This window comes from Bacteroides xylanisolvens (genome assembly GCF_018289135.1).
Taxonomy (GTDB): Bacteria; Bacteroidota; Bacteroidia; order Bacteroidales; family Bacteroidaceae; genus Bacteroides; species Bacteroides xylanisolvens.
The window spans coordinates 6,372,583-6,384,952 of sequence record NZ_CP072216.1 but is presented as its reverse complement, the minus strand read 5'-3'; the positions used below and the strand labels follow the sequence as shown (position 1 = coordinate 6,384,952).

Here is a 12,370-nt window from a genome sequence, read left to right as displayed (position 1 = left end):
CATGAAAAGAATAGGAATACTGACCGTCTTATGGCTGCTATTATTTCTAAACTGCGGACAAGAAATGGTAGCGCAAATCCAGAATAAGGTTTGCGATACCATTCCTTATGAATTCATTCAGGAGAAAATCATTATACCCGTTACTGTTAATGGTGTAAATGTAAAATACATCGTCGATACAGGAGGAAGAACCGGGACTATGTATGACGCCGCAACTGAAATGAAAGCTACTGCCGCAGGATATATGCGCATTTCCGATGTGAATGCACAAGGCTCCAACTATCAGGAAGCCCACGTACAAAATGTTTCCATCGGAAAGAACTACAAAATCAAACAGTTGAAAACGATGGTACTACCTAAGAATCCATTCTTCACAGACCTGGGAGTTGTCGGAATTCTTGGAGGAGATGCCTTTGCACAGTCGGTAGTAACATTCGATTCCCGTTCTAAAATAATGGTAATCAACTATCCTTATCGCCCCGAAAGATTAAAAGTAACGGACGGAATTCCTTTGTTGGATGAAACAGAACATCATTCCATCGTCAACGTTCGTTTAGGAAATAATGATTTAAGAGTTCTGTTCGACACTGGCGCCGGAGGCTTTCTACTTTATTCTACGGAAGATTACAACAGGTTGGCTGACATTTCGCAAGTTACCAATCATGGATATGGTATCGTAGCTGCCGGAATAACAGGGTTGGGCAAGCCGGTAGATATTAAAAAAGTATCTGTACCTTCCATCAATATCATGGGAAAAGAATTCACAAACGTAGGTAGTACAACAACTGTCATGAATGGAACTATCATCGGGGTGGATCTACTGAAATATGGTAAAGTAATTATTGATTATATGCGGAGACGTTTTTACTTCCTCCCATTTGAAGAAGGAAAAATCGACATGGGTGGTGCTCCCGCTCTTTGGAACGTAAGCATATTACCGCGCAACGAAAGATTCGAAATTACAACTATATGGGATAGCATGAAAGATGCAGTTGCTTTCGGCGACGAAGTGATTAATATCAACGGAACTTCTCTTAAAGATTGCCCCATGAGCCAGATGGCCGTAGAAGAAATTATGAATGCTATACCTGGTGATACCGGCTATATTATCATCAAAAAAGATAATCAAGAGAAAAGAATTGAAATCAGGAAAGAGAAATAAACTTTAAACAGAAAGAATATATGAAACGAATAATAACTAAAATGTATCTCTGTTTGCTTGCATTTTGTATCACAGGAGGCATCAGTGCACAAACACAAAACAGTATGACAGAGGTCATTCCATTCAAAACTATTGATGGAAAAATTATCGTGGAAGCCACTATAAATGGTGAAGTGGCTGACTTTGTCCTTGATTTATCGGGACATAACGCTCTACTTCCTGAAGCTCTCAAAAAGTTACACATCAATACAGAAAAGAGAGGAACTTTTAGTTCTTACCAAGATTTTGTATTTAAACAGGTGCCTGTTGGAAAGGTATATGAAATGGGAACAGTAGCTATTGGTAAAAATACATTTGCAAACGATCTTCCGGCTTTCACATTAGAAGACGAACCTTATCTACGCAAGCTAGGGGTTATGGGTGTATTAAGTGGTGCTGTTTTCCGCACTTCTGTATTAACCATTGACATGCAACGGAAGAAAATTACGATTACACAACCCTACCGTCCTTCTTATATGAAACTTAACTATCGGGAAAATTTTAACCTGATAACAGGATTAGGAGTAGTATGCCCGATAAACATTCAGGGAAAGCCGATATCTTTTGTTCTGGATACATGGAGTGAAGGATTAGTGAATCTTACTGAAGCAGATTTCAATACATGGAGCGCACAATATACCAAAGGGAGTAACCAAAAAGTCTCCAATGGATATAAAGAAATAAGTCAAGATGAGGAAAGCCTCATCCTACCTGAAACGATGTTTGTAAAAACAAAGATTGAAGATGCCATAGCAGTGAAAAACCCATTCTTGAAACGTTCCGTATTAGGCAAAAAGATACTGGACTACGGAATTATATCCATCGACTATATTCATCAGAAAATTTATTTTCAGCCGTTTGACATGGTTCCTATACCGGAAGCGGAAGCTAAAGTGACGGAAACCAAAGTTGAAGATGGTAAATTGAATCCAATTACCCGCCAGTTCTTCCTCGAACACATTTTCGACTATCGAAAAGGAAATGATTTCGTTTATAATGGCGACAAACCGGTTGTGATTGATTTCTGGGCAACTTGGTGCGGACCTTGCATGCGTTTACTTCCGGAAATGGAAAAGCTGGCCGAAAAATATAAAGGAAAAGTTATATTCTATAAGGTAAATGCTGATAAAGAAAAAGATTTATGCAGCCACTTCAGTGTACAAGCATTACCTACGTTATTCTTCATCCCGGTAGGCGGCAAACCGATAATCGAGGTTGGTGCTACGCCGGAAAAGTATGTGCAAATCATCGAAGAGCAACTACTGAAATAAAAACTCTCTCTTTATTATATAACTACATTAATCTGAAACTTTAGCTAAAAGCCGGACATCATTCCGGCTTTTTTATTTCCATATCATTGGAACTTATCATTAAAACAAGTACATTTGCCCTGTCAAATCTATTTATAACTTAACACACATTTTGACCATGAAGAAAAGTATTTCTCTTCTTCTTTTGTCTTTGCTTATGATTGCCCCCGGTTGCCAAAAGACAAAAGAAGTGGTGAACGAGTACAACATCGTTCCCAAACCCAATCAAATTCTCCCACAGGAAGGACGTTTTGAACTAAACAGCAAAGTCTGCCTCGTAGTACCTTCGGATGCTCCGGAAGTAAAAAGCATTGCCGACAGCCTGGCCGGACAACTAAAACTGACAGCAGGAATCTCGTTGAAAGAGGCAGAAAGTGCAGATGGAAAATCAGCAATCTGCTTTGTTGTACAAGAAGGTATGCCGAAGGAAGGATATAAATTATCCGTTACTCCCAGTCTCATCACGCTTACCGCTTCTCAACCGAACGGGTTCTTCTACGGCGTACAGACACTTTATCAGTTACTCCCTCCGGCGGTTTACGGAAACCAGTTGGATAAGAAAGCAAACTGGTCGGTTCCTGCTGTAGAAATAGAAGATTCGCCCCGTTTTGTTCACCGCGGACTGATGCTGGATGTTTGCCGCCATTATGTACCGATTGACTATATTTACAAGTTTATCGACTTGCTGGCAATGAACAAGATGAATGTTTTCCATTGGCATTTGACAGACGATCAGGGATGGAGAATCGAAATCAAGAAATATCCTAAATTGACAGAAATCGGTTCTAAACGTGAAAAGACATTGGTAGACTATTACTATGTAAATTATCCGCAAGTATTCGACGGAAAAGAACACGGAGGGTATTACACACAGGAACAAATCAAAGATGTAGTAGCTTATGCTGCAAGTAAATATATCAACGTTGTTCCCGAAATAGAAATGCCGGGACATGCGTTGGCTGCACTGGCTGCCTATCCGGAACTGTCATGTGATTCTACACAGACTTATAAAGTATCTCCTACATGGGGTGTATTCGAACAGGTGTTCTGTCCGAGTGAAACAACTTTCAAATTCTTTGAAGGAGTGATGGATGAAGTAATTGAATTATTCCCTAGCGAATACATTCACATCGGTGGCGACGAATGTCCCAAGACAGCATGGAAGAACAGTGCTTTCTGCCAGCAGCTAATCCGCCAGTTAGGACTGAAGGATGATACGACTCCCAGCAAGACGGACGGAATAAAGCATAGTAAAGAAGATAAGTTGCAGGGCTATTTTGTAACCCGCATGGAGAAATATCTGAATGGCAAAGGCAGGAACATCATTGGTTGGGATGAAATTCTCGAAGGTGGTCTGGCTCCAAATGCGACTGTTATGTCATGGCGTGGTGTAGAAGGAGGAATGAACGCTGCCAAAGCCGGACATAATGCAATCATGACTCCAAACCCTTATGTATATCTGGACTACTACCAAGAAGAACCGGAAATTGCCCCGACTACTATCGGCGGATACAACACACTAAAAAAAACATATAGCTACAACCCTGTCCCGGATGATGCAGACGAGCTTGCCAAGAAGCATATCATCGGAATACAAGGTAATATATGGAGAGAATATATGCAGACTTCCGAACGTACAGACTATCAAGCTTTCCCGCGTGCAATGGCTATCGCCGAAACGGCATGGACACAAAACGCAAACAAAGACTGGAAGAATTTCTGCGAACGAATGGTAACTGAATTTGAACGTTTGGAAGTAATGAACACCAAACCTTGTCTCAACTTCTTTGACGTAAACGTAAATACGCACGCGGATGAAAACGCTCCTTTAATGGTATTGCTGGAAAGTTTCTATCCGAACGCGGAAATACGATATACTACGGACGGCAGTGAACCTAGTAAAATATCCACACTGTACGAAAAGCCTTTCGTTCTGGAAGGTAATATCGACCTGAAAGCCGCTGCTTTCAAAGATGGAAAAATGCTGGGTAAAGTAGCTCACAAGCCATTATACGGTAATTTATTGACAGGAAAACCCTATACTGTTAATTATAAGATGGGATGGACAGGCGATATATTTGATGAAAACGATGTATTAGGAGCTGACAAGACAACCTTCGGACTGACCAACGGTAAACGAGGAAATAACGCTTCTTATACTCCGTGGTGCAGCTTTGGTATTGTTGAAGGTAAAGACTTGGAATTTATCGTTAATTTGGATAAGCCGACACAAATCAGCAAAATAATTTTCGGTTCTTTATTCAATCCGGCTATGAGAATTCTTCCTGCAGGAGGAGTTGCCGTAGAAGTATCAGCAGATGGCAAACAATACACTCCGGTAGCTGAAAAAGCCTTGAAACACGATTATCCGGAAACAGGACGAATTGCATTCACTGATTCCATTGAATTTGAGCCAACACAGGCTACCTTCCTGAAAGTTAAGATTAAGAATGGCGGCACACTGCGCAATGGGGTTAACTTTGAAAAGAACAATGGCCCGGAAATAATTCCTGCCGAATTATGGATTGATGAAATAGAAGCTTATTAAACAAAGCTAACTATATTTTATGCGGATTTCACGGTGCTGACTCAACAGGACGTGGAATCCGCATCATTTATTCCGGACCTGAATAACAGAACGGTGAACGCTAGTTTAATACTAATGTTCACCGTTTTATTTATAATCAATCACACCCCAAAAGGCATAATTATCATTCATTCGTTTACACCGAAGATATATTTATCACACAAGTCCTTTGGAAGAAAGGTAACGTTCTGCCTCCAAGGCAGCCTTACATCCACTTCCCGCGGCTGTAATAGCTTGACGATAATGCGGATCGGCCACATCTCCTGCTGCAAAAACTCCGGGCACTTTCGTACGAGGGCTATCACCGTCTGTAATAATATAACCTACTTCGTCCGTATCGATATACTCCTTAAATATTTCAGTATTTGGTTGATGCCCGATAGCCAGGAAGAAACCGTCGATAGGTAAACTATAACGTTCTTCATCTGGTTCACCCCAACGTTTCACTAGGTTTACACCCTCTACGCCATTGTCACCAAACAAACCAACTGCATTGTGTTCAAAAAGAACTTCAATCTTCTCGTGGTTCATGACACGTTCCTGCATAATCTTCGATGCACGCAGGAAAGGTTTACGAACGATCAGATATACCTTGGATGCAAGACCGGCAAGATAAACCGCTTCTTCACAAGCAGTATCACCTCCACCAACTACAGCAACCACTTTCTTACGATAGAAAAATCCGTCACAAGTAGCACAAGCGCTTACACCCATTCCGGCATATTTCTTTTCATCCTCCAGTCCCAGATATTTAGCAGTTGCCCCGGTAGCAATAATCAATGATTCCGTTTCAATCACTTTATCACCGTCAATTGTTATTTTATAAGGAGCTTTGCTTAAATCTGCTGCCGTAGCGATACCAAAACGAATATCTGTTCCGAAACGGCTCGCCTGTGCACGCAAATCTTCCATCAACTGCGGACCACTGATACCTTCCGGATAACCGGGAAAGTTTTCTACATCTGTCGTAGTAGTCAACTGGCCGCCCGGCTGCAATCCTTCATATAGTACCGGACATAAATTTGCACGTCCTGCGTAAATCGCTGCCGTATATCCGGCAGGTCCTGAACCTATAATCAGGCATTTCACTTTTTCTATTTCTGCCATTTTAATTTATCTTTATTGTTTTGTTATAAAAACATGTTATCTCAAATCTATCACCTCTGCATTGGGATATTGTTTTTTATCAAAAGTAAAAACACGATCCGTATAATTCTGCCCCGTCTGATAACTTGTAACGGTTATCTCATTACGTGTCTGCTGTCCACGCTGCTGAAGCAAAATATATAGAGGTTCATAAGTGTCCTTCGTCACAAAAAGAGTGATACGTTCCAACTCCTGTTTCTTATCCCTGGCAGTCAGAACGACTTCCCAAACGGCTTTTCCACGAAACGTCTTAGTCGCCCCCAACTTATAAGAGAACCCTTTCTGATACATATACAGAAAGGTATACGGATTTATCTGCTGCAACTCTTCCTGCGTCGGATTACTGACATTCACTTCATCATTCTTTGTCACATAACTCCATTGCGTTTTTCCGTCAAACCAAGTGATGATATCAGATGTTTTCAGTACGAATTTCTCTCCTTTCAACTGAATTGTTCCGTTTTCAGCACCTTCTACCAAGCCGTTTGCCACAGCCTTTACAGTAAAATCAGCCTTCACGCCACCAGCTTTACGAAACGCCTCTGCCGTTTTGTCAAGAATGACTTTAGCCTGGGACTGCTGTTGTTGAGCAATCACAGGCAAAGACAGTAAAGCTATTAAAACACTAAAAATGTACTTTCTCATTTGATTAATAAACGAACTGTTACTGTAAATTGTTCAATCGCATTTCAAGATCATTATCGTCAATACACAATACGTCACGCGCCTTACTACCTTGCGTAGGCCCAACAATTCCGGCTTTCTCCAATTGATCCATTATACGCCCGGCACGATTATAGCCAATCGCAAATTTACGCTGAATCAATGAAGTGGAACCTTGCTGATGAATAACAACCAACCGGGCTGCATCTTCAAACAACGGATCGAGACGTCCCATATCAATATCCCCTACTTCACTATTACTATCTTCACTCACATATTCGGGCAAGAAGAACGGAGTAGGATAACCTTGCTGACGGGCAATGAATTTTGTAATCTCTTCTACTTCCGGCGTATCGATAAAGGCACACTGTACACGTACCGGATCAGCTCCCTGCAAGAAGAGCATATCCCCCTTACCAATCAGACGGTTAGCACCCGGACGGTCAAGAATAGTACGAGAGTCCATCATGGCAGATACACGGAAAGCGATACGCGCCGGGAAGTTGGCTTTAATCGTACCCGTAATGATATTGGTAGTCGGACGCTGTGTAGCAATAATCATGTGAATACCGACAGCACGTGCCAACTGCGCAATACGGGCAATCGGAAGTTCCACTTCCTTACCGGCAGTCATAATCAAATCTCCGAACTCATCAATAACCACTACGATATACGGCATAAACTTATGCCCCTTTTCCGGATTCAGACGACGGTTGATAAACTTCTCATTATATTCTCTGACATTACGTACATGCGCCATCTTCAGCAGGTCATAACGGGTATCCATCTCTACACAAACAGAGTTCAGGGTTTGTACAACCTTTGTTACGTCTGTAATAATCGGTTCGCCTCCATCAGGAAGTTTGGCCAGGAAATGATTTTCAATCACCGAATAGATGCTGAATTCTACTTTCTTCGGGTCAACCAGTACAAATTTCAATTCTGCCGGATGTTTCTTATATAATAAGGAAGTAATAATAGCATTCAAACCTACTGACTTACCCTGACCAGTTGCACCCGCCACCAATACGTGCGGCATCTTGCAAAGGTCGAACATAAAGACTTCATTCGTGATGGTCTTACCCAATACAATAGGCAGATCATATTTGGATTCCTGGAATTTCTTACTTCCGATCACACTTTGTCCGGAAACGATCTTCGGATTCTTGTTCGGCACTTCAATACCGATTGTTCCTTTACCCGGTATCGGAGCGATGATACGGATACCGTCAGCAGAAAGGCTTAATGCAATATCATCCTCCAAACCACGGATTTTAGAAATACGTACTCCTTGCTCCGGAGTGATTTCGTATAGAGTTACCGTAGGTCCTACCGTTGCTTTAATCGTACTGATTTCGATTCCGAAACTGCGCAATGTATTGATGATACGATCTTTGTTTGCATTTTGTTCGTCCATGTCAATCGTCGGATCATCATTTTCGAAATGTTTCATCAGGTCGATAGTCGGGAAGCGGTAGTTTTCCAAATCCTTAGTAGGATTATAAGGTTCAAGTTCCGGTCCCTCATATTCTTCTTCAGAAGTCGCAGGTTCTACTTCAAACCCGGGTTCCGCCTCTTCCAAAGGTTCGTCCTGCACAGCGGGAACAGGATTAGGAACAGTCGGTTCAAACACCATCGTCACTCCTTCACTTTCATCAGACAAAGGAGACTCTTCCGGCTCCGGCTGGTTGACTGGGAATTCATCTTCGGATTCTTCAGCCTGTATATCCATTACAGGTACCGGAGGAGGTGTCTGTTTATACGTCCGTTTCAAATTGAACTCCACTTCCTGCGGTTGAGAAGTCGTGAATTCCTGATCGCCTTCTCCTTCCGGGATGACTTCTTCCTTCTCTTTCTTTTCGCGTTTTAGGAAGCTCAACGCAAAAAGTTTACGCAACCAAATAACAGTACGCGCACTTATATATATAAAGAAACAGATAGCAGTTATCAACAGGATCATCCATACACCAGGTACTCCTACTTGTGAGATTAACCAACGACTGACATTGTATCCGTGCATGCCGCCCAGATAAATGAAAGAATCCTGATAATGATCCATAAAAGCAAATCCGAAGAATATGGAGAACCAGACTAATAAAAGCGTGCAACCAATAAACCACTTCCACAAGCGGACCACACGTACACGCATCAACTTCAATCCTGCCACTGCCAGAAAAACAAGTATGAAGAAAGAGGAAATACCGAAACAGTCGTTTATCAGATAGCTTGCCAACTGCGCTCCACGTGAACCGGCATAATTCTTCACCTGATTATTAACAGCCGCCAAATCCGCCGAACTACCGCTATCAATAATACTTTGATCGGCAGCCCCCGTAAAGAAGAAGGAAGAAAAAGCCAACAACAGGTAAACGGAAAAGATGACCAGCATCAATCCAATCACAAAATGAACAGTTTCATTCTTACATACAGCCACAATTTTACTGGGGGAAGAGGGAGTGCTTTCTGCCTCCTTATCTAATTTCTTCTTTGCCATGAGTCTTTTATTCTATTTTTATAAAACTGGAATGAGATTCTAAGCCGCAAAAATAATAAAAAAATAACGAGCACTACGCTCATTCAATCCTTTTTCTTACCTTTGCGTTTCAAATCAATATAGATCATGGAAAAAGAAAGCCAAACGATATTTGATAAGAACGTAATTGAGTTCGTTACAGTAGCCGCCGAATTTTGTGCATTTCTCGAACGTGCCGAACGCATGAAGCGTAGTACTTTCGTTGATACATCATTAAAAATACTCCCCCTGCTCTATCTCAAAGCATCTATGCTGCCCAAATGTGAGACGATCGGGGACGAGACACCCGAAACGTATGTCACAGAAGAGATTTACGAAATTCTGCGTATTAATCTTTCAGGATTGATGGGTGACAAGGATGATTATCTGGACGTATTCGTGCAAGATATGGTTTATAGCGACCAACCTATCAAAAAATCAATATCGGAAGATCTGGCTGACATTTATCAGGATATTAAAGATTTCATATTTGTCTTCCAACTGGGACTGAACGAAACAATGAATGATTCATTGGCTATCTGCCAGGAAAACTTCGGTACACTGTGGGGACAGAAACTGGTAAACACGCTACGCGCCCTTCATGACGTGAAATACAACCAAGAAGAAGAGGAAGAGAATGGTAATGAAGAAGGATTTTACGAACCAAGCGACGACAACGATTGTTGTGAAGAAGAAGGCTGTCATTGCCACGACGATGATTGCCACTGTCACGAAGACGGTTGCCATTGCCACGATGATGAATAAAAATAGAAATGATTGTAAGAAGAACCATAGATAAAGATGAACTAAAAGAACTCCCGAAAACTGTTTTTCCGGGACGAATTTACGTTATCCAGTCGGAAGCTGAAACGGAAAGAGCAGTAGCTTACCTCCAATCCAGATCTGTGATAGGCATTGACAGTGAAACGCGTCCTTCCTTTACCAAAGGACAATCGCACAAAGTAGCACTCCTCCAGATTTCTTCTGAAGAATGTTGTTTCCTATTCCGGCTCAACATGACGGGATTGACCCAGCCATTGGTTGACTTATTAGAAAACCCGGCTGTAATCAAAGTGGGCCTTTCACTGAAAGATGACTTTATGATGCTGCACAAACGCGCACCTTTCACTCAACAAAGTTGTATCGAGTTGCAGGACTATGTGCGCCAATTCGGTATACAGGACAAAAGTCTGCAAAAGATTTATGCCATCTTATTCAAAGAAAAAATATCCAAATCACAGCGCTTGTCCAACTGGGAAGCTGATGTATTGAGCGACGGGCAGAAACAATATGCCGCCACGGATGCATGGGCTTGCCTCAACATCTATAATCTGTTGCAAGAGCTGAAACAGACAGGAGATTGGGAAATAGCTGCTCTCCCACCTGCTCCCAAGGAAAGGGAAGAAGTCACTATCGGCCCTATAAGCAACCAGCAGTCATAGACGATAAATGATAAGTGATAAATAATAAAATAAGTAATTAATAACCAATAACAAAACTATCTCAATCCTCCTCTCCCTGGGAGAGGGTTAGGGAAAGGCTATATTATGCATAAAGTATATCTCAAACCCGGTAAAGAAGATTCTCTCAAGAGATTCCACCCCTGGATTTTTTCCGGTGCTATCGCCCGTTTTGACGGAGAGCCCGATGAAGGTGAAGTTGTAGAAGTATACACCTCCAAAAAAGAATTTATTGCCGAAGGACATTTCCAGATCGGAAGTATTGCTGTGCGCGTACTGTCTTTCCATCAGGAACCTATCGATCACGATTTTTGGAAACGCAAACTGGAAATAGCATACGATATGCGTCGCAGTATCGGCATCGCCACCAATCCGACCAACAACACTTACCGGCTTGTTCATGGTGAAGGAGACAATCTCCCCGGACTGGTTATTGACGTTTATGCCAAAACTGCAGTCATGCAGGCACACTCTGCAGGAATGCACGTAGACCGCATGACAATTGCCGAAGCTTTATCCGAAGTAATGGGCGACAAGATCGAGAATATCTATTATAAATCAGAAACAACTCTTCCTTTTAAAGCAGATCTTTTCCCTGAAAACGGTTTCCTGAAAGGAGGAAGCAGTGATAATATCGCGCAAGAATATGGTTTGCAATTCCATGTAGACTGGCTGAAAGGTCAAAAGACCGGATTTTTTGTAGACCAGCGCGAAAATCGTTCTTTACTGGAACGTTATGCCAAAGACCGTTCGGTACTGAATATGTTCTGCTATACCGGCGGATTCTCATTCTATGCCATGCGCGGAGGTGCAAAGCTCGTCCACTCTGTCGACAGCTCTGCCAAAGCGATTGATCTGACTAATAAAAATGTAGAACTGAACTTCCCCGGTGATTCCCGCCACGAGGCTTTTGCCGAGGACGCTTTCAAATATCTCGACCGCATGGGCGACCAGTATGATTTAATCATTCTCGACCCGCCCGCATTTGCCAAACACAAAGACGCCCTGCGGAATGCTTTACAAGGTTATCGCAAACTGAATGCCAAAGCATTCGAGAAAATCAAACCGGGCGGCATCCTGTTTACTTTCTCTTGTTCGCAAGTAGTAAGCAAGGACAATTTCCGTACTGCCGTATTTACCGCAGCAGCCATGTCAGGACGTAGTGTACGCATCCTACATCAACTGACTCAACCCGCCGACCATCCGGTAAACATCTACCATCCTGAAGGAGAATACCTGAAAGGCCTGGTACTCTATGTAGAATAACCGGATTCACCACGGATTACACGGATTAACACAGATTTTTATCACAAAGTCATGCAGGGGTTCCACAGGGTGGTACAGGGTTTCACGGAGTCCTTTTCCTTTTCTAAGATGAGAACAGAGAATCCGGATATGATGATTGATTGATAAAAATCTGTGTTAATCCGTGTAATCTGTGGTGAAACAGAAGGGCAGTAACAGAAAAATGGAGGATTCAAAGTTAATTAG

The 12,370-nt window shown here is 42.2% G+C and carries 9 protein-coding genes; 6 read left to right on the top strand and 3 right to left on the bottom strand.

Features of this window, described 5'->3' with window-relative positions:
* Position 1: 1 nt before the first annotated feature.
* The 3 genes from INE92_RS25865 (at position 2) to INE92_RS25855 (ending at position 5,059) form a co-directional block, all read left to right on the top strand.
* Positions 2–1,162 (top strand): pepsin/retropepsin-like aspartic protease family protein, encoded by a 1,161-nt coding sequence (locus tag INE92_RS25865; protein WP_195436698.1) that lies wholly within the window; start codon positions 2–4, stop codon positions 1,160–1,162.
* A gap of 20 nt (positions 1,163–1,182) precedes the next feature.
* Positions 1,183–2,472: a thioredoxin domain-containing protein gene (locus tag INE92_RS25860; RefSeq protein WP_008645677.1), complete on the top strand. Its 1,290-nt coding sequence runs from the start codon at positions 1,183–1,185 to the stop codon at positions 2,470–2,472.
* Positions 2,473–2,629: 157 nt separating this feature from the next.
* Positions 2,630–5,059 carry a glycoside hydrolase family 20 protein gene (locus INE92_RS25855; protein WP_211421274.1) on the top strand — a complete coding sequence of 810 codons (2,430 nt, stop codon included), beginning with the start codon at positions 2,630–2,632 and terminating at the stop codon, positions 5,057–5,059.
* 195 nt (positions 5,060–5,254) lie between these two features.
* Here the strand turns inward: INE92_RS25855 and trxB are convergent, their stop codons facing one another.
* From trxB to INE92_RS25840, 3 genes are read right to left on the bottom strand one after another with little or no spacing between them, the layout of a single operon-like run.
* The gene (gene trxB / locus INE92_RS25850) at positions 5,255–6,205 is read right to left on the bottom strand and encodes a thioredoxin-disulfide reductase (protein ID WP_004315443.1); all 951 of its coding nucleotides are present in this window, start codon (positions 6,203–6,205) and stop codon (positions 5,255–5,257) included.
* Between the two features lie 36 nt (positions 6,206–6,241).
* The gene (locus INE92_RS25845) at positions 6,242–6,889 is read right to left on the bottom strand and encodes a LolA-like putative outer membrane lipoprotein chaperone (protein WP_087322118.1); all 648 of its coding nucleotides are present in this window, start codon (positions 6,887–6,889) and stop codon (positions 6,242–6,244) included.
* Between the two features lie 19 nt (positions 6,890–6,908).
* Positions 6,909–9,401 carry a DNA translocase FtsK gene (locus INE92_RS25840; protein WP_195436696.1) on the bottom strand — a complete coding sequence of 831 codons (2,493 nt, stop codon included), beginning with the start codon at positions 9,399–9,401 and terminating at the stop codon, positions 6,909–6,911.
* Positions 9,402–9,527: 126 nt separating this feature from the next.
* Here INE92_RS25840 and INE92_RS25835 point away from each other — a divergent pair, with 126 nt between their 5' ends.
* The 3 genes from INE92_RS25835 to INE92_RS25825 all read left to right on the top strand — a co-directional run bounded on the left by INE92_RS25835 (position 9,528) and on the right by INE92_RS25825 (position 12,145).
* The gene (locus INE92_RS25835) at positions 9,528–10,184 is read left to right on the top strand and encodes a DUF5063 domain-containing protein (RefSeq protein ID WP_195436695.1); all 657 of its coding nucleotides are present in this window, start codon (positions 9,528–9,530) and stop codon (positions 10,182–10,184) included.
* An 8-nt stretch (positions 10,185–10,192) separates the two neighbouring features.
* Complete coding sequence (locus INE92_RS25830; RefSeq protein WP_004315434.1) at positions 10,193–10,861, top strand: 3'-5' exonuclease; 669 nt, start codon at positions 10,193–10,195, stop codon at positions 10,859–10,861.
* A gap of 105 nt (positions 10,862–10,966) precedes the next feature.
* Complete coding sequence (locus tag INE92_RS25825) at positions 10,967–12,145, top strand: class I SAM-dependent rRNA methyltransferase (protein WP_004315432.1); 1,179 nt, start codon at positions 10,967–10,969, stop codon at positions 12,143–12,145.
* Positions 12,146–12,370 lie beyond the last annotated feature (225 nt).